This is a genomic window from Vibrio sp. 16, assembly GCF_963681195.1.
Classification (GTDB): Bacteria; Pseudomonadota; Gammaproteobacteria; order Enterobacterales; family Vibrionaceae; genus Vibrio; species Vibrio sinaloensis_D.
Genome location: NZ_OY808997.1, coordinates 1,772,797 through 1,792,030 on the forward strand (window position 1 = coordinate 1,772,797; position 19,234 = coordinate 1,792,030).

Sequence of the window (19,234 nt, forward strand, 5' to 3'; positions counted from 1 at the left end):
AGTATCTATTTCTTACCAATTAATGCCAGAACTGCATTCGCAGCTTGGGTATCCGCATCTTTGCGAATCCAGTGATGCATCTCTGTAAACTTATCGATCATCTGCTGACCATCACTGCCTAGCAAACGCTCAACTTCGGGCGCCAAATTATCAGGAGTGCACTCTTCCAATAAATACTCTTTGACGATCTCTTGCTCAGCTAGAATGTTTGGCAGTGATACATAATCTGTTTTCACTAGGCGACGAGCGATAAACGCGGTGATGGCGTTTACCTTATATCCAACCACCATAGGGCGCTTGATCAGCATGCATTCTAGAGCAACAGTCCCCGATGCGAGTAATACCGCATCAGCCGCTGTAATAACATTACGCGCAGTATCATCGACCAAGGTAAAATCAAGCTCAGGAGCAAACTCTTGCCAAGCTTGTTCAAATTGCTCTCGACGCTTCTGGTTTACCAGCGCCACCACAAATCCTAAGTCAGGATGCGTTTTATGTAGCCTTTTACAGGTTTCAATAAATGGTTGGGAGAGCATTTTTAGCTCACTGCCGCGGCTTCCAGGTAGAACCGCAAGCCACTTCTTATCTTGCTCAAGACCTAATAGTTCTCGAGCTGGTGCTTTCTCTGAAACCAACGGAATGGCATCAGCCAGTGTATGGCCAATAAACTCGCAAGGCACATTAAACTTGTCGTAAAACGCTTTCTCAAAGGGCAAGAATGCTAACACTAAGTTGGTTGCGGCTTCGATTTTAAAGATGCGCTTTTGACGCCAAGCCCATACGGATGGACTAACATAGTGGACCGTCTTGATGCCAGCTTGTTTCAGGTCCAACTCTAGACGTAAGTTGAAATCAGGCGCATCGATACCAACAAAAACATCAGGTGGATTGTCAGTAAAATACTTCACCAGTTGCGCCTTTACTTTGAGTAAACGCGGTAATCGGCCAAGTACCTCAACTAATCCCATGACAGCGAGTTCTTCCATGTCAAACAGAGATTCACAGCCTAGTGCTTTCATCTTGGGTCCGCCAATACCGACAAACTCGGCGTCAGGATATTGCGCTTTGACCGCTTTGATAAAGCCTTCCCCGAGCGTGTCACCTGACAACTCCCCCGCAACAATGCCAATTCTGAGTGGTTTTTCCATTTTACTCACTTTATAAACGCAAAAAGACCGCAACCGATGGCTGCGATCTTTTTAATTAATCATGGGATGGCTTAGCGAATAACGCCACGCTCAGAGGTTTCCACAAACTCAATAAAGTGCTTAATTGATGGCCAATCTTTCGCCATTTCTTCCAGCACTTCTTTCGCTTCTGCCTGGGTTTTACCAGAGCGATAGAACTCTTTGTACGCATTACGCAGCGCTCTTAGCTCTGCTTTTTCAAAGCCATTACGCTGTAAGCCAACAAGGTTTAAGCCAAACGGTGTCGCGTGGTTGCCTTGCGCAAGAACGTACGGTGGAACATCTTTAACCACAGCAGAACAACCACCAATGTAGCTGTACGCACCGACTTTACAGAACGGGTGAATCGCAGACAAAGCCATGACCCCTGCGTAATCTTCCACTGTAACGTGTCCACCAAGAATAGCGTTATTACCCACGTGCGTATGGTTTCCGACGATCACATCATGCGCGATGTGTGCGTTGACGCAAAGAAGGTTGTCATCACCGATAACGGTTGTTGCCTTATCTTGCGCTGTGCCTCGGTGGATTTGTACCGCTTCACGTATGACGTTACGGTCACCAATTACAACTGTCGTGGCTTCACCACCGTATTTCTTGTCTTGGTTCTCTTCACCAATGACCGCATGTGGGAAAATACGGTTATCTTTGCCAATGGTTGTATGGCCTTTGATCACAACGTGAGACATCACTTCAGTTCCTTCACCAATCTCAATATTACCTGAGATGTAAGTAAATGGACCGACGGTCACGTTGGCTGCAATTTTTACCTCACCCTCAATAACAACCGAAGGATGGATCTGAGCAGTTTCGTGAATCATATTAAAACTCTCGACGGGCGCACTTCAGCTCTGCTGAACATACGACTTCGCCGTCGACTTTTGCAACACCGTTAAACGCTGCAATACCGCGACGCTCTTTAACAAACTCAACTTCTATAACCAATTGGTCACCTGGTACAACTGGTTTGCGGAACTTTGCTTTGTCGACGCTAGCAAAGTAGTACAGTTCATTTTCAGATGGCGCGCCAAATGATTTAAATGCCAACAGGCCCGTCGCCTGAGCCATTGCTTCCAGGATCAACACACCAGGGAATACAGGTAGTTGTGGGAAATGACCTGTAAACTGAGGTTCATTCACTGAAACGTTTTTAATCGCCGTTAAGTACTTCTCTTCTTGATAGTCAGTCACGCGATCAATCAGCAAGAATGGGTAGCGATGAGGGAGTAATTCCTGAATTTCAGTGATGTTCATCGTTTTCTTTTCAGTAGTCAAAGTCATATTCCTATATCGAATGCTAAATATGTTTTCGGCTGGCATTATAGACGAAAAAGACTCGCAATTCGCGAGCCTTTTTGATCAAGACTGGAATCAAGATTCCGAGTCTTGCTCTAACTGCTTTTCAACCGCTTTAAGACGCTTGTTCATTTCATCAATACGATGAACGCGAGTCGCAGTTTTGCGCCACTCTTTATTTGGCTGTAATGGGATCCCAGATGAGTACATACCTTTTTCTGAGATGCCACGCATGACCATGCCCATACCAGTAATAGTCACGCCATCAACGATCTCAATGTGACCGTTAATAACCGTACCACCGCCAATGATACAGTATTTGCCGATCTTAGTACTGCCAGCAACAATCGTACCACCAGCCATAGCTGTACCATATCCGATCTGTACATTGTGAGCGATTTGCATCTGATTATCTAAGATAACGTTATCTTCAATAATGGTATCTTCGAGCGCGCCACGGTCAATCGTCGTGCAAGAGCCAATTTCTACACGATTGCCAATAATGACCGAGCCAAGTTGTGGAATTTTAATCCATTCACCTTTCTCGTTGGCATAACCAAAGCCATCAGAGCCAATCACTGTATTCGCTTGAACTAAACAATCATCCCCTAATACCACGTCATGATAAATGCTGACATTCGACCATAACTTGGTATTGGCACCAATTTTCGCATTTTTGCCAATAAAGCAGCCCGCACCGATCACCGCGTTGTCTCCGAGCTCTACCCCAGATTCAATCACGGCATTTGCGCCAACGGAGACATTATCACCCAACTTAACATCATCAGCGATCACCGCTGAAGGCGCAATTGAGGTTGCCGGTGAAGGTGTAGTGTCGAGAGCTTGTGCCACTTTAGCAAAAGCGACGTAAGGGTCATCGACCACAAGTACATTACCACTACACGCTTCGCGTTGAGCTTCTTTTACCATCACTACCGTCGCTTGACAGTCAGCAAGGTGCTTAGCGTATTTAGGATTAGACAGGAAAGTAACGTCACCTTCCTGTGCTTTGTCCATTGGTGCAACCATGGTGACCATTGCACTTGCATCACCATGGAGCTCTCCCCCAGTAATAGTTGCCAAATCGGCTAAAGAGATTGCTGTCATAAACGATTATTTTAGTTGTTTGATTACTTTTTCTGAAATGTTGTACTCAGGCTTGCCATACTGCATGGTCTGGATATCAACAATAATGTCATAACCTTCTTTCTCAGCGACTTTCTTCACTGCATCCTGAATAACTTTAAATAGCTTTTGCTTCTCTTGCGCTTCACGACGCGCTGACGCTTGCTCTAGAGCCTGAGCTTTGATTTTGTATTTGCTGTCTAGCTGACCGATTTCAATACGTAGTTTCTCAACTTCATCTTGACCTAATAACTCGCCATCACGCTTTAGCTTTTCGATCTTCGTTTTTGCTTCTGCTTGAATAGACTTTAGCTCATCAGCCTTGTCTTTAAACTCTTCCTGCATTTTTTGCAGGACAACTTCACGTTGTGGTAGTGCTTGGAACACTTGAGCGGTATTTACATAGCCTACTTTTTGCGCAGCTTCTGCCGCGTGAGCAAATAGAGAAGACGTCATTACTAATAGGCCAATACCAGCCGCTTTAATTGTTTTGTTCACTTTATAATTTCCTTTCAAATTAGAAGGTTCTGCCGATGGTGAAAGTGAAGAATTCTTCATCATCACCTTCGTAAATTGTAATCGGTTTCGCCACTGAGAAGACCAGAGGTCCCATTGGTGACATCCATTGCAACGCCACACCGTATGATGCGCGGTAGTTGGTTGGATCCGAGTAGTCCATGTAGTAACGATCTGTGATCGTCTCATCATAGACGAATTCTGTGTCCCAAACGCTTGCCGCATCAAGGAACATGCTGGTGCGGATTTGGTTACGCACTTCATCAGATGCAAAAGGCGTCGGCACAATCAGCTCAAGACTCGCCAGAGCAACCGCATTGCCACCTACTGAGTCATCGGTCGAGTTGACACACGATGAGCTACTACAGAACGATGGATTGCTGTTTATTGTGTACACCGCTTTTGGTCCCGCGGTATTCGATCTAAAGCCACGAAGAGAGGTGAAACCACCCGCGTAGTAGTTTTCGTAGAATGGGAACAAGTTGTCGTTACCATCCGTTTGGCCGTAACCATTACCGTAACCTAAACGACCACGCATAAGTAACGTGAATTCGTGTTTTTTGGTCAACGGAATGTAATGTCTAACGTCATACTGTAGCTTGAAGTACTGAGCGTCTGAGCTTGGTACTGTTGCCTTAGCAAATGCACGTTGGTAGTTACCCGCCGTTGGGAAATAGCCTCGGTTAAGGTTGTTTCGTGTCCAAGACGCATTCAAGTCAAAGTCATTGGTGATGATGTCGCCATCTGGCTGATTAATACTTTGAGCAAACAGCTGCGCTTGGTCATAAGTCGGCACGTTACCAATCTTGTTATGGGTATAACCCACACCAAACTCAAAGCGATTCAATTCATCGAATGGGAAGCCCCATGTTAAACTAGCGCCGTAACTTTCGTTGGTGTAGTCAACGATACCCGCTTCTTTCGCTTCAAACTGGTTGTAGAAGATCTTACCGCCAAGACTGACACCATCAAGGTTCCAGTAAGGGTCACGATAGTCCAAACTCACGTTCTTTTGGTAGTCGTTCATCATCGCGTTAATACCAACACGATTACCAGTACCAATAAAGTTGTCCTGCTGTAATCCAACCTGGAAACTCACGCCAGATTCTGTACCGTAGCCGATACCGAAGTTAACGCTGCCTGAGTTCGCCTCTTTTACGCTGTATACTAAATCCACTTGGTCTTCGCTGCCCGGAACACGCACAGTTTGTACATCAACCGTTTCAAAGAAACCGAGACGATTTAGTCGACTCTTACCAGTATCAATCGCCTTAGAGTTCAGCCAGCTGCCTTCCATCTGACGCATTTCTCGGCGCAGTACTTCATCTTTGGTCGAGTTGTTACCCACAAAACGGATATCTCGCACGTAAATACGTTTACCCGCTTCAATATTGACCACCAAAGAAACTTCTTGAGTCTCATCATCAAACTCAGAAATGGTGCGCACTTGAGGGTAAGCATAACCAGCTTCACCCAATAAACGTTTGACGTTCTCTTCTAAGCTCGTCACCGCTGAGCCGTTGTAGAGTTCACCCATCTCAAATGAAATGAGATCGTTAAGCTCGTCTTCACCAACAACACGGTCACCACGGAACTTCACGTCTTTGACCGAGTATGGCTGGCCTTCTTCCAAGCCTAAGGTAATGTAGACCCCTTTTTTGTCAGGGGAAATTGAGACTTGTGTAGAATCAACTTTAAATTTCAGGTAGCCACGGTCTAAGTAGTACGACTTAAGTGCTTCAATATCGCCAGCTAAAACTTGCTTTTGGTATTTGTCATCGGATAGGAAGTTCCACCAAGCGACATCCACATTAAGCTCAAAGCGGCCAAGTAGCTCATCGTCAGAAAAGACGTCATTACCAATGAAGTTAATTTGCTTAATTTTGGCTGAAACACCCTCAGAGAAAACAAACTTTAAATCAGCACGATTACGTGGGAGCGGTGTGACCACCGCTTTTACGTTCGCGTTGTACTTACCAACACTGTAATAGAAATCTTCTAGACCCTTCTCGATATTGGCCAAAGTCGTGCGGTCAAGCGCTTCACCAACTCGGACACCAGAAGCATCTAGATTCTGTTGCAGTTGCTCTTCTTTGATCGCCTTGTTACCAGAGAACGAGATACTTGATACGGTAGGACGCTCTTTTACTTGAACAACGAGCACGTTGTCTTGGCGTAAAACCTTAATGTCTTCGAAGTTGCCAGATGCGTAGAGAGCTCGAATGATTTGCGAGATATCTTCATTGTCGACGGCATCGCCAATACGGACTGGCATTTTCAACAACGCAGCACCAAGTGTCACACGTTGCAAGCCTTCAACTTGAATATCTTGGACAACAAAGCTTTCGGCACCATTTGCACTCATACTTGTTGCGAGTGCTGTGGCAAGTAGAATCTTTTTCATCGCCATATTTGTTTTAGTTATTCCTTACTACAACCTTTGCCCAGTTAGAGACGAGCAAAATCATTGAAAATTGCCACTGCCATAAGAGAGAAGATAATTGCTCCGCCTACACGGTACCCCATTTCCTGAATTTTCTCAGGGACTGGGCGTCTTATTACAGCCTCAATAGCAAAAAACAATAGATGTCCGCCATCTAACATAGGTAACGGCACAAGGTTAATTATCCCTAAGTTGACACTAATAAGAGCAAGGAAACCAAGGAAGTAAACCAAGCCATAATCGGCGGTCGTCCCTGCCCCTTTCGCTATTGAAATGGGTCCACTTAAGTTGTTAAGTCCTACATCGCCAACAATCAGCTTTTTCAACATGCTGATGGTCAGATCAATCACTTGTCCGGTTTTTTCAACCGCTTTCCCGACTGATTCAATTACACCAAATTGTAAGTCGAAGCGATAACTTTCCGGCCATTCTGCGACCTCTGGGGCGATTCCAGCAAAACCGACTTCGCCTTTACCTTTCATCTCACGACTGTCTGGAATGATAGTCAGGGAGACACGCTCACCATCGCGTTCAACTTGAAGCGGCAGTGAAGCATTCGGATGCTGCTGAATCGCATCAACGACTTGCTGCCAATCTGTGATGGCGACACCGTCAATCGCGAGCAGAGTATCTCCGACTTTTAATCCAGCACGCTCACCAGCGCTGCCTTGCGTCACATTGATAAGCTTGGTTGAAATCTCTGGCGTAAAAGGAACAAAGCCAAGCGCTGACATAGCAGACTGTTTTTCAGGGTCAAAGTTCCACTCGGTAAGATCAAAAGAGAGGGTTTGCTCAACGCCGACGCCGTCGGAAGGGGCAACCGTCATCGTCAGACGTTCATCACCAATATGAGCAATCAACCCCATGTTGACCGATTCCCAATCTGCGGTTTTGACGCCAGAAACGGATTTAAGTTCCATTCCCTGTTCCAACCCTGCTTGGGCAGCAATAGAATAAGGGGTAACCTGGCCGACAACGGGCTTGACCGCCGGAACGCCGATCATAAACACAAGCCAGTAGGCGATAATGGCAAATAAGAAGTTGAACACAGGGCCTGCAGCGACAATCGCACTGCGCTTCCAAAGTGGCTTTTTATCAAAAGCAAAACGTTGGTCGGCGTCAGAGACTTCATCGACACGCCCGTCGAGCATCTTGACGTAGCCACCCAGTGGAATCATCGAGACGCTGTATTCTGTGCCATCTTTTCCTACTTTGCTCCAAATGGCCTTACCAAAGCCAATGGAGAATTTTTCGACTCTTACACCACAGCGGCGAGCAACCCAGAAATGGCCGAACTCATGGACAGCGACTAATATTCCCAGCGCAACAATAAAGGATACGAAGTTCCACAAAATACCTGTCATAGCTTACGCTCACTAACCCAGTTGGTTGCTAAATATCTCGCCATTCTATCGACCTCAAGTATGCTTTCCAAGTCACTACAGTGCGACTGATGGGTATCAGCACAGACTTTTGACAAAACCTTCTGGTTAATGACCGATATGTCTGTAAATGACAACTGTCTATCGAGGAACGCAGCCACCGCGATTTCATTTGCCGCATTCAGTGCCGTTGTTGCATGCTGACCTTCGTAGCAGGCGTCGATAGCGAGTTTTAAACATGGATAGCGGTTGTAATCAGGTTCTAAGAAAGTGAGCTCGCCAACTTTAGTAAAGTCTAGCGGAGCCACACCCGCCGCAACACGTTCAGGGTAAGACAGGGTCAGCGCAATCGGCGTCGCCATATCTGGTTCGCCCATCTGCGCCAATACTGAGCCATCTTTGTACTGCACCATCGAATGGATAACAGATTGAGGATGAATCAATACCTTTAATTGTTCTCGAGTGGTGTTAAACAGCCACTTCGCTTCAATGTACTCAAGACCTTTGTTCATCATGGTCGCCGAGTCGACTGAAATTTTTGGCCCCATCGACCAGTTAGGGTGAGCTATGGCTTGTTCAGGAGTGACTGAGTTCAGTGATGCGATATCACTGTAACGGAAAGGCCCACCAGAACCGGTTAACAGAATGTTTGAGATACCATGCTGTGCTAAATCGCAGCGACCAAGATTGGTTTGGATATCACTTGGTAAGCATTGGAAGATTGCGTTGTGCTCGCTATCAACAGGCATAAGCTCAGCGCCAGACTGCTTAACCGCATCGATAAACAACTGTCCAGACATCACCAAGGCTTCTTTGTTTGCAAGCAGCACACGCTTACCCGCTTTGACTGCCGCCATCGTCGGTAACAGACCCGCAGCACCAACAATCGCAGCCATTACAGTATCAACGTCATCCATCGAGGATACGTCGCACATGGCCTCAATACCTGACAACACTTCAGTATCAATTTTAAGTGCCACTAACTGCTGTTTGAGCTGTAAAGCCGCCGAGTCCGATGCCATCACCGCATACTTAGGTCGCCATTTCAGGCACAACTCACGCATTTTCTCAACATTTCCTCCCGCCGCAAGTGCGACAATAGAAAACAGTTCGGGGTTTTGTTCGATGACTTTAAACGTGCTCGCGCCGATCGAACCAGTTGCACCTAATATTGTTAGCTTACGCATAGCAAGAAACCGATTTGTGACTTAGGCAAGCCGAAGCTTGCCTAAAAAATGAAGTAAAGAAATGCAAAAACAGGAAATGCCGCTGTGAGGCTGTCAATGCGATCAAGCACACCACCGTGGCCGGGAATAATATTGCTGCTGTCTTTTATCCCGGAGACGCGCTTGAACATACTTTCAACCAGATCACCCAGAACGGAAATCACCACGGTAATCAGCGTAATCACGATCATGATAAACGGGCTAGTAAATTCAATATCAAACCAGCTTGCCGCTCCCCATCCGACGATAATTGCGGTAACAATCCCGCCAATCAAGCCCTCAATGGTTTTGTTGGGACTGACATTTGGCGCCATTTTGCGCTTACCCATGCTCTTACCAGCAAAGTAAGCGCCGCTGTCAGCAGCCCAGACAATCAAACAAACGTAAAGCACTAACTTAGCACCGTGATAAGCGTCGGTTTCAATCCCTTCGGCACGAAGGAGCAGTACACTCCAAAAGAAAGGTAAAAGCGTTAATATACCGAAGAGATGACGCAGCACAGGAGAGTGTTGCCATAATGAAGCCGATTTCGGGTATGTGATCGCGAGAGTACTAGACACAAGCCACCACACACACCCAACCGCTAGGATGGCATAGTGCGGCTCTACGATTTGGTTCAAACTAAAAGCATCAAAAGGGACAAGCGCTAGACTCAGCCCGCTGACCAATACTGCTGGGATTAGCGCCAAAACACGAGATTTTGCTTCAACAAATTGCGTCCACTCCCAGTAACCGATCATCATTACCGCAGCAATCGCTATTGTAAATAAGGGAAGCGACAACTCAAAAATTCCTAGAATCACTAATGGAGCAAGGATGAGCGCTGTTATTATTCTTTGTTTCAAACTTGGATCCTTTATTCGCTTTCCATCAATGCCTTGATTTGTTCACCGGTACAACCGAATCTTCTTTCTCGATTAACAAACCAAGTCACTGCTTCAACTAAGCTATTTTCATCGAATTCTGGCCAATAGATAGGCGTAAAATACATTTCTGCGTAGGCCATCTGCCAGAGCATGAAGTTACTGATTCGACACTCACCACTGGTACGAATCATGAGATCAACTTCAGGCAAATCGGACATGGTTAAATGCTGAGTCATCATTTCCTCAGTAATCTCGTCCGCTTGTAATTCGCCGTTTGCGACTTTATTAGCCAGAGCCTTTGTCGCTTGCATGATGTCCCACTTACCACCGTAGTTCGCGGCGATGTTCACCACCATGCCAGTATTATTCGCTGTCAACTCTTCTGCCTGAGCAATTTTCTTCCGTAACCTATCATTGAAACGCGCCGTATCGCCGATAACTCGGAGCCGAAGGTTATTTTTGTGCAACTTCTTAATCTCGGTTGAAAGAACCGTGATAAACAGCTCCATCAATACTCCCACTTCTTCTTCAGGGCGACGCCAGTTTTCACTGCTGAAAGCAAATAAAGTGATCGCTTTAATGCCGAGTTTGGCGGAAGTAGAAATCGCTTTTCTAACAGCAGCAACACCATTTTTATGACCAAACACGCGAGGTTTACCTTGCGCTTTAGCCCAACGGCCATTGCCGTCCATGATAATTGCAATATGTTGAGGAAGAACGTCTGGAGAGAGATGTGAGTTTTGCATATAAGAAATTGATAGGTAATCAGCAAAGGACAGAGAGTAGCATAAAAAAACGCTGTGCTGCGAGCACAGCGCTCTTTAGAAGGAGAGTTTGTAGAGGAATTAGACTTCCATCAACTCTTTTTCTTTTGCTGCTAGCACTTCGTCGACTTGCTTAACAGCAGCATCCGTTAGCTTTTGGATCTCTTCTTGACCTTTACGATCTTCATCTTCAGAGATTTCTTTGTCTTTTAGCAGTGCTTTTAGCTCGCCATTTGCGTCACGACGGATGTTACGAATAGCAACACGACCACCTTCTGCTTCGCCACGAACAATCTTAACAAGGTCTTTACGACGCTCTTCTGTTAGCGGTGGAAGGGGAACGCGAATGATAGTACCCGCAGACATAGGGTTCAGGCCTAGGTCAGACATCATGATCGCTTTCTCAACTTTCTGAGTCAGCTCTTTATCGAATACTGTGATTGCTAGTGTACGTGCGTCTTCTGCTACTACGTTAGCAACTTGATTTAGAGGAGTTGGTGCACCGTAGTACTCAACTGAAATACCAGCCAATAGACTTGGGTGTGCACGACCTGTACGAACTTTAGATAGGTTGTTCTTTAGCGCTTCTACGCTTTTTTCCATGCGCTCTTGAGCGTCTTGTTTGATTTCGTTAATCACAATATCACCTTAATGTGTAAATCTTTCTCGAAGAAAGCCTAAGCGGGAGTCTTCAAAAGGCAATACCGTAGCACAAATCGTGCTACGGTGATTGGAATTACTCTGCGTCGCTGATTAGCGTGCCTTCTGCTTCACCCATAACCACGCGACGTAGTGCGCCTGGTTTATTCATATTGAATACGCGAATTGGCATTTTGTGGTCACGAGCCAATGTGAATGCTGCCAAATCCATTACTTTCAGTTCTTTTTCAAGAACTGCGTTAAATGAAAGCTTATCATACAGCTCTGCGTCTGGGTTTGCTACTGGGTCAGCCGTAAATACGCCATCTACTTTTGTTGCTTTTAGAACTACGTCAGCTTCGATTTCGATACCGCGTAAACATGCCGCAGAATCGGTTGTAAAGAATGGGTTACCTGTACCAGCAGAGAAGATAACAACACGGCCTTGGCGCAGTTCGCGAATCGCATCTGCCCAGTTGTAATCGTCACATACACCTTTTAGAGGAATAGCAGACATCACACGAGCATTCACGTAAGCACGGTGCAGAGCATCACGCATCGCTAGGCCGTTCATTACTGTTGCTAGCATACCCATGTGGTCGCCGACTACGCGGTTCATGCCCGCTTCCGCAAGACCTGCACCACGGAAAAGGTTACCACCACCGATAACCACACCAACTTGAACACCAAGCTCAACCAGCTCTTTTACTTCTTGTGCCATACGGTCAAGTACCGCTGGATCGATGCCAAAGCCGTCTTCACCTTGAAGAGCTTCACCACTCAGTTTTAACAGAATACGTTGATACGCTGGTTTAGGGTTAGTTGTCATGGAGTTTACCTTCCAAAAAGAGAGTTATTGATTAACAGTCATGAATACAGACTGAGCAGTCTGTATTCATCACGGCTAATCGTTTACATCCCTAGTCATAAAAAGACCGCAGCCTTGGCTACGGTCTAAATTTTGTGCGCTTCTCTAAGGATTAACCTTTTTGAGCTGCAGCTACTTCTTCAGCAAAGCTCATTTCTTCAGCTTTCTCGATACCTTCACCAACTTCTAGGCGAACGAATGTAGAAACTGAAGCGCCTTTTTCTTTCAGCATTTCGCCAACAGATTTCTTAGGCTCCATGATGAACGCTTGACCAGTTAGAGAGATTTCGCCTGTGAATTTCTTCATGCGGCCAACAACCATCTTCTCTGCGATCTCAGCAGGCTTGCCTTCGTTCATAGCGATTTCAACTTGAACTTCTTTCTCTTTAGCAACTACGTCAGCTGGTACGTCTTCTGGGTTAACGTACTCTGGCTTAGAAGCAGCAACGTGCATTGCAACGTGCTTAAGAGTTTCTGCATCGCCTTCGCCAGCAACAACTACACCGATTTTCTCGCCGTGACGGTAAGAAGAGATTGCAGTACCTTCAACGTAAGCAACGCGACGGATGTTGATGTTTTCGCCGATTTTCGCAACAAGAGCAACACGCTCTTCTTCGAACTGAGCAACTAGCTCTTCAACAGTAGCTTTAGAAGCTAGAGCAGCTTCTGCAACTTTCTCTGCGAATGCAGTGAAGTTACCATCTTTAGCAACGAAGTCAGTTTGGCAGTTAACTTCAAGAAGAACAGCAACACCGTTGTCTTCTTTGATGATGATTGCGCCTTCAGCCGCTACGTTACCTGCTTTCTTAGCAGCTTTAGCAGCACCTGATTTACGCATGTTTTCGATTGCTAGTTCGATGTCAGCGTTTGCTTCAACAAGCGCTTTCTTACATTCCATCATACCTGCGCCAGTACGTTCGCGCAGTTCTTTAACTAGAGCAGCAGTAACAGCCATTCTCTATTCCTCAGTTGATTCTGGATTTGGTAAAAAACAGGGGCCTACATTTTCGGCCCCTGTTGATAACTATAACTCAGTATATGCTACAACAAGGTTGCACATAGTCTAAGTGTGACTAGGAGCCGCTATTATTCAGCTTCTACGAAAACGTCTTTTTCAGCAACAACAGCTACGTCTTTGTTACGGCCTTCAGTTACTGAAGCTGCCGCAGCGTTTAGGTATAGTTGTACTGCGCGGATTGCGTCGTCGTTACCTGGGATGATGTAGTCAACGCCGTCTGGGTTAGAGTTAGTATCTACTACAGCGTAAACTGGAATACCTAGGTTGTTTGCTTCTTTAATCGCAATGTGCTCGTGGTCAGCGTCGATTACGAATAGAGCGTCTGGTAGGCCGCCCATGTCTTTGATACCACCAAGAGATTTCTCTAGCTTCTCCATTTCACGAGTACGCATTAGAGCTTCTTTCTTAGTTAGTTTGTCAAAAGTACCGTCTTGAGACTGAGCTTCAAGATCTTTTAGACGCTTGATTGACTGACGAACAGTTTTGTAGTTTGTAAGCATACCGCCTAACCAGCGGTTGTTTACGTAGTACTGGTTGCTTGCGATAGCAGCTTCTTTAACAGCTTCAGATGCAGCGCGCTTAGTACCTACGAATAGAACTTTACCTTTCTTCTCGCCAACTTTAGCTAGTTCAGCTAGAGCTTCGTTGAACATTGGTACAGTTTTTTCTAGGTTGATGATGTGAACGCGGTTACGAGCACCAAAGATGAATGGCTTCATTTTTGGGTTCCAGTAACGAGTTTGGTGACCGAAGTGAACACCAGCTTTCAGCATATCGCGCATTGATACAGTTGCCATTTTAAAATCCTCTATGGGGTTAGGCCTCCACATTCCCCATAACTCCGACTAGGCTTCTGCCCAGCACCCCGGAATATGTGTCGGAATGTGTGTGATTTAAAGATAAAAGTATATATGGAACTGACCAGCATCGCCGCTTCATCGATGAGAAGTGAAGAGAACTGACCACATTTCCGGCGCGCTTTATACCATATTTTTGCTCTATCTGGCTAGTAAAAAAACCAACACGTAGTGTGCAAAAGTCATCCAATCATTGAGAAACAGCGTACAACCACTCGAATAGTAAGGAATTGCCAGTAATACACATTCTCAACTGTTCCTGATAGAATGCGCCCATTCGCACCAACTGGTGCTAGCGAAGTAAATAGAGAAAGCCGATGTCAATCAAGATTAAAACAGCTGAAGAAATCGAACGTATGCGACTAGCGGGCGCGTTGGCCGCTGAGATCCTAGAGATGATTGAACCTCATATTAAAGAAGGGGTTACGACAGACGAGTTAAACCAAATCTGTCACGATTATGGGATTGAAAAAGGCGCGTACTCTGCACCTCTTGATTACCACGGGTTTCCTAAGTCTATTTGTACATCCATCAACCACATTGTGTGTCATGGTATCCCGGCATCTCAAGATGAAGTGGGTAGCAACGGTCAATTGAAGCCAGCGGTACTTAAAAACGGTGACATTATCAACGTCGATATCACAGTGATTATCCCAAATGAAGAAGGCGCAGATCTTAGCGTTCGTCCAGATGGTTATCACGGTGACACATCTAAAATGTTCTTCGTTGGCGATGTTTCTCCTGCGGACAAACGCCTTTGCATGGTGACTCAAGAAGCACTCTACGTCGGTATGCGTAAAGTGAAGCCGGGCGCAACAGTGGGCGATATTGGTACCGCTATCGAGAAGTACATCAAAGAGAACAACAAGAAGAACCCACGCAACAAGTTCTCGATTGTTAAAGACTTCTGTGGTCACGGTATCGGTAATGAGTTCCATGAAGAGCCGCAAATCGTCCACTACAAAAACAACGATCGCCGCGTATTGAAAGAAGGCATGTGTTTCACTATCGAACCAATGATTAATGCGGGTAAGTTTGGTGTTACGGTTGATGCTGAAGACGATTGGACTGTGTACACAGGCGACGGTAAGAAGTCAGCTCAGTACGAACACACCATTTTGGTGACCAGTACTGGCTGCGAGGTGCTCACACTGCGTAGCGACGACACAATCCCGCGTATGATGAACAACGCTTAATTGTAACCAATACACTTAATATCCCCGCTCAGTCGGGGATATTTTTTTATCTACCCTTCTGTTAAATTGGTCGATAGGACTATTTTGCACGGACTTGCTGTATGCCTTTTCAATCCCCGCTGACGTTCGATGATCAGCAAATCACCATCAGTGAACTCAAAGCCCAATTAGAAAAATTTGCTGACTACCAAAAAACGGAATTTTTAACTCATCATCCGGTCACCGATCTAGTGCTAGGGCGAGCTGAGTACATTGACCTGCTACTCAACCGCTTATGGCAACATTTTGGTTTTTCCGAGCTGCCTAATATCAGTTTGGTCGCCGTCGGGGGGTATGGCCGAGGAGAGCTTCATCCTCTTTCCGATATTGATATTTTGGTTGTGTCACGCAAAACATTGCCAGAATCTCTTGCGGCCAAAGTCAGTGAGTTTATTACGTTACTTTGGGATCTTAGATTGGAAGTGGGTCATGCGGTTCGCAGTGTAGAAGAGTGCGCGACTATCGGCCGGGAAGATTTAACCGTTGCCACAAACTTACAAGAATCTCGTTTACTTTGTGGCTGTGAAGATACCTTCCACCAGCTAAAAATGGTGATTCACTCGGAATCGTTTTGGCCAAGTGAAGTCTTCTACAAAGCGAAGATTAAAGAGCAAAAAGATCGTCATGCTCGCTATCACGACACCACCTACAACCTAGAGCCCGATATCAAATCCACACCAGGGGGACTTCGCGATATCCACACCCTAAGTTGGATTGCCCGTCGACATTTCGGCGCAACGTCACTCCTTGAGATGAGTCGTTACGGCTTTTTAACCGATGCTGAATACCGAGAGTTGGTTGAATGCCAAGATTTCTTGTGGCGCGTGCGTTTTGCTCTGCATATCGAACTCAAACGTTACGACAACCGCCTAACCTTCGCTCATCAGGCTCAGGTGGCCGAAAGCTTAGGCTTTAGCGGCGAAGGCAATCGTGGCGTCGAGATGATGATGAAAGAGTTCTACCGAACGCTACGCCGTGTCGCAGAGTTAAACAAAATGCTTCTCAAGCTGTTCGATCAAGCCATCTTGGAGAATGGCGTCGAAGCTGAACCAGAAGTGCTAAGTGACGACTTTCAACGCCGAGGTCACTTGATTGAAGCGCGTAAACCTGCCCTATTCCAAGCTCGCCCTGAAACGATTCTCGACATGTTCTTACATATCGCCAACGATTCAACCATTGAAGGGGTTGCGCCTCCAACCATGCGCCAACTTCGAACCGCAAGGCGTCGTTTGAACAAGTTCCTACATACGATTCCCGAAGCTCGCGAAAAGTTTTTAGAGCTGTGCCGCCACCCAAATGCTCTGCACAAAGCTTTCAGTTTGATGCATAAGTTGGGGGTCCTTGCCGCTTACTTGCCACAGTGGAGCCAAATTGTCGGCCAGATGCAGTTTGACCTCTTCCATGTATACACGGTTGATGAACACAGTATTCGCTTACTCAAACACATCAACACCTTTAGCTACGCGAAAAATCACGATAAGCATCCGATCTGCTGTGAAGTCTACCCAAGAATTCAAAAGAAAGAATTGCTGATCATTGCCGCTATTTTCCATGATATCGGTAAAGGGCGTGGGGGTGATCACTCTGTGATTGGTGAAGGGGAAGCTTATGACTTCTGCATTGAGCACGGGCTTTCTAAACCTGAAGCTAAGCTTGTGGCTTGGCTAGTACGTCATCACTTATTAATGTCCGTCACAGCGCAAAGACGCGATATCTACGACCCAGAGGTGATCACAGAGTTTGCCAAACAGGTTCGCGATGAAGAATATCTAGAGTACCTCGTCTGCCTTACTGTCGCCGATATTTGTGCCACCAACCCAGAGTTATGGAACAGTTGGAAACGCACCTTATTGGCAGAACTTTTCTACTCAACCCAACGAGCGCTGCGCCGCGGACTAGAGAACCCTGTGGATGTGCGTGAGCGTATTCGTCACAACCAACAATTGGCTTCCGCTCTACTGCGCAAAGAGGGGTTCAACGCACGTGAAATCGAAGTGCTATGGCAACGCTTCAAAGCGGACTACTTCCTACGACACACACACAAACAGATCGCATGGCACTGTATGCATCTTCTTCGCCACGAAGATCACTCTCAGCCTCTCATCCTGATTTCTAAGAAAGCGACCCGTGGGGGCACCGAAGTGTTCGTCTACAGCAAAGACCAACATGCGCTGTTTGCTACTGTGGTCGCTGAGTTGGATAGACGTAACTTTAACGTTCACGATGCGCAAGTTATGACCAGCAAAGACGGTTATGTTCTCGATACTTTCATGGTGTTGGATCAACATGGTGAAGTCGTCGACGAGAGTCGCCACAAAGCGGTCATTAAACACCTCACTCACGTTTTGCAAGATGGACGCCCGACCAAAATCAAAACTCGCCGCGTCCCTCGTAATTTGCAGCACTTTACCGTCAAAACTCAGGTCGATTTTCTGCCAACGAAAAGTAAAAAGCGTACCTTAATGGAGTTTGTTGCATTGGATACTCCAGGCTTATTGGCGACTGTCGGTGCAACCTTCGCTGACCTTCATGTTCACTTACACGCAGCCAAAATCACGACCATAGGTGAACGCGCAGAAGATTTATTCATCATTACGAGTGAAAACGGTGGAAAATTAACCGTTCAAGAAGAAAACCAATTAAGGGAGCTATTAGTGAGCAATGTGGCAGAATTAGCACCTTAAGCGATCTTGACCACAAGTTGTTACACTGTTCGAAAAATCAACTATCTACAACGTGAATAGGCTGCTACATTATTTAGTGTTCAGTAAATAATCCAAGCCCGACCAAACGCTTTATTGCGTATTGTCTTGATTGGTATAACACACAAATAAAGAGGTAGCCTATGTTTCCACACCTCACTGGTTTAGGGATTCACGAACCTAAACAGATTGAGCGCTATTCACTCCGTCAAGAAGCGCATAAGGATGTGTTGAAAATCTATTTTCGTAAGCAAAAAGGAGAGCTGTTTGCGAAAAGCGTTAAGTTTAAATACCCGAGACAGGTGAAAAATGTCTTGGTTGACAGCGGCAGTCACAAATACAAAGAAGTGACAGAAATCAACCGCAACTTAACCTTGGTTATTGATGAACTGAATAAAATCACTAAGCCAGAAACATCTGCAGAGTTGGATGTAAAAGAGAAAATCTTGTCTGACTTGCGTCATCTAGAGAAGGTGGTTTCAAGTAAGATCGCTGAGATCGAGGCGGATCTGGATAAACTGAAGTAGATAGTTGATTGAAAGGGTTGGTTATGATGCCAACCCTTTTTCGTTAGAGCAGATAATCTCTTGCTTACCCTAACCAACCTGCGTACTTGCCTACAGTGTAAAGGACAACGCCTGCCATCACCCCAGCAACGATATCATCGAGCATAATCCCTAGCCCGCCGTGGACTCGTTTATCGAGCCAACCAATTGGCCAAGGCTTCACCATATCGAAGAAACGGAACAACACAAATCCGGTTAATAACCATTTCCAGTCTGTCGCCGAGAGGTTAAACAGTGGCACAACCAGCATCGTAATCCAAAAGCCAGCAAACTCATCCCAAACAATCGAGCCATGATCATGAACCCGCATATCGTCGGAGGTGACCTGACAAATTTTAACGCCAACCACACAAGCGGCCGCAACAACGACAAGGTAAAGGGGTAAAGGCAGTTGCACTAGCAATAAATAAAAGGGGATCGCAGCTAACGTTCCCATAGTGCCAGGTATGATTGGGGATAAGCCACTGCCAAACCCTGTCGCCAATAAATGCCACGGATTTTTCAGAGAAATAAGAGATAAAGGGTTTGCCATAATACTGCTTAA

18 protein-coding genes are annotated in these 19,234 nt (G+C 45.9%); 3 read left to right on the top strand and 15 right to left on the bottom strand.

The window, feature by feature from the left end; translation table 11 throughout:
* Nucleotides 1-5: 5 nt before the first annotated feature.
* The 14 genes from lpxB to rpsB all read right to left on the bottom strand — a co-directional run bounded on the left by lpxB (nt 6) and on the right by rpsB (nt 14,127).
* The gene (lpxB, locus tag U9J37_RS07990) at nt 6-1,148 is read right to left on the bottom strand and encodes a lipid-A-disaccharide synthase (RefSeq protein ID WP_005475309.1); all 1,143 of its coding nucleotides are present in this window, start codon (nt 1,146-1,148) and stop codon (nt 6-8) included.
* A 71-nt stretch (nt 1,149-1,219) separates the two neighbouring features.
* Nucleotides 1,220-2,008: an acyl-ACP--UDP-N-acetylglucosamine O-acyltransferase gene (gene lpxA / locus U9J37_RS07995; RefSeq protein WP_005475344.1), complete on the bottom strand. Its 789-nt coding sequence runs from the start codon at nt 2,006-2,008 to the stop codon at nt 1,220-1,222.
* A gap of 1 nt (nt 2,009) precedes the next feature.
* Nucleotides 2,010-2,462, bottom strand: a complete 453-nt coding sequence (gene fabZ / locus U9J37_RS08000; protein WP_038139751.1) for a 3-hydroxyacyl-ACP dehydratase FabZ — start codon at nt 2,460-2,462, stop codon at nt 2,010-2,012.
* 96 nt (nt 2,463-2,558) lie between these two features.
* Nucleotides 2,559-3,590: a UDP-3-O-(3-hydroxymyristoyl)glucosamine N-acyltransferase gene (gene lpxD, locus U9J37_RS08005; protein WP_005475323.1), complete on the bottom strand. Its 1,032-nt coding sequence runs from the start codon at nt 3,588-3,590 to the stop codon at nt 2,559-2,561.
* Between the two features lie 6 nt (nt 3,591-3,596).
* Nucleotides 3,597-4,106 (bottom strand): OmpH family outer membrane protein, encoded by a 510-nt coding sequence (locus tag U9J37_RS08010; protein ID WP_005475287.1) that lies wholly within the window; start codon nt 4,104-4,106, stop codon nt 3,597-3,599.
* A gap of 19 nt (nt 4,107-4,125) precedes the next feature.
* The gene (gene bamA, locus U9J37_RS08015; RefSeq protein ID WP_005475325.1) at nt 4,126-6,534 is read right to left on the bottom strand and encodes an outer membrane protein assembly factor BamA; all 2,409 of its coding nucleotides are present in this window, start codon (nt 6,532-6,534) and stop codon (nt 4,126-4,128) included.
* A gap of 38 nt (nt 6,535-6,572) precedes the next feature.
* Nucleotides 6,573-7,931, bottom strand: a complete 1,359-nt coding sequence (gene rseP / locus U9J37_RS08020) for a sigma E protease regulator RseP (RefSeq protein ID WP_005475346.1) — start codon at nt 7,929-7,931, stop codon at nt 6,573-6,575.
* Nucleotides 7,928-9,136, bottom strand: coding sequence for a 1-deoxy-D-xylulose-5-phosphate reductoisomerase (ispC, locus tag U9J37_RS08025; protein ID WP_005475284.1), 1,209 nt, complete (start codon nt 9,134-9,136; stop codon nt 7,928-7,930). The genes rseP and ispC overlap by 4 nt, the downstream gene beginning before the upstream one ends.
* A gap of 41 nt (nt 9,137-9,177) precedes the next feature.
* On the bottom strand, nt 9,178-10,020 hold the full coding sequence (locus U9J37_RS08030) for a phosphatidate cytidylyltransferase (RefSeq protein ID WP_043887288.1): 843 nt from the start codon (nt 10,018-10,020) through the stop codon (nt 9,178-9,180).
* An 11-nt stretch (nt 10,021-10,031) separates the two neighbouring features.
* Nucleotides 10,032-10,787: a polyprenyl diphosphate synthase gene (locus U9J37_RS08035; RefSeq protein ID WP_005475343.1), complete on the bottom strand. Its 756-nt coding sequence runs from the start codon at nt 10,785-10,787 to the stop codon at nt 10,032-10,034.
* 99 nt (nt 10,788-10,886) lie between these two features.
* A complete protein-coding gene (gene frr, locus U9J37_RS08040) occupies nt 10,887-11,444 on the bottom strand; it encodes a ribosome recycling factor (protein WP_038139537.1) in 558 nt (185 codons plus the stop codon).
* A 97-nt stretch (nt 11,445-11,541) separates the two neighbouring features.
* Nucleotides 11,542-12,273 carry a UMP kinase gene (pyrH, locus tag U9J37_RS08045; RefSeq protein ID WP_038139540.1) on the bottom strand — a complete coding sequence of 244 codons (732 nt, stop codon included), beginning with the start codon at nt 12,271-12,273 and terminating at the stop codon, nt 11,542-11,544.
* Nucleotides 12,274-12,424: 151 nt separating this feature from the next.
* Nucleotides 12,425-13,267, bottom strand: coding sequence for a translation elongation factor Ts (gene tsf, locus U9J37_RS08050; protein ID WP_005473579.1), 843 nt, complete (start codon nt 13,265-13,267; stop codon nt 12,425-12,427).
* 131 nt (nt 13,268-13,398) lie between these two features.
* Nucleotides 13,399-14,127 carry a 30S ribosomal protein S2 gene (rpsB, locus tag U9J37_RS08055; protein WP_005473591.1) on the bottom strand — a complete coding sequence of 243 codons (729 nt, stop codon included), beginning with the start codon at nt 14,125-14,127 and terminating at the stop codon, nt 13,399-13,401.
* Nucleotides 14,128-14,504: 377 nt separating this feature from the next.
* Between rpsB and map the strand changes: the two genes are divergently transcribed.
* The 3 genes from map (at nt 14,505) to U9J37_RS08070 (ending at nt 18,651) form a co-directional block, all read left to right on the top strand.
* Nucleotides 14,505-15,383, top strand: a complete 879-nt coding sequence (map, locus tag U9J37_RS08060; protein WP_005473449.1) for a type I methionyl aminopeptidase — start codon at nt 14,505-14,507, stop codon at nt 15,381-15,383.
* A gap of 101 nt (nt 15,384-15,484) precedes the next feature.
* Nucleotides 15,485-18,106: a bifunctional uridylyltransferase/uridylyl-removing protein GlnD gene (glnD, locus tag U9J37_RS08065; RefSeq protein WP_322413661.1), complete on the top strand. Its 2,622-nt coding sequence runs from the start codon at nt 15,485-15,487 to the stop codon at nt 18,104-18,106.
* A 161-nt stretch (nt 18,107-18,267) separates the two neighbouring features.
* Entirely contained in the window at nt 18,268-18,651 is a 384-nt protein-coding gene (locus U9J37_RS08070; RefSeq protein WP_005473565.1) for a DUF3461 family protein, read from the top strand.
* A 64-nt stretch (nt 18,652-18,715) separates the two neighbouring features.
* Here the strand turns inward: U9J37_RS08070 and pgpA are convergent, their stop codons facing one another.
* Nucleotides 18,716-19,222 carry a phosphatidylglycerophosphatase A gene (pgpA, locus tag U9J37_RS08075; protein WP_005473486.1) on the bottom strand — a complete coding sequence of 169 codons (507 nt, stop codon included), beginning with the start codon at nt 19,220-19,222 and terminating at the stop codon, nt 18,716-18,718.
* Between the last annotated feature and the right edge of the window lie 12 nt (nt 19,223-19,234).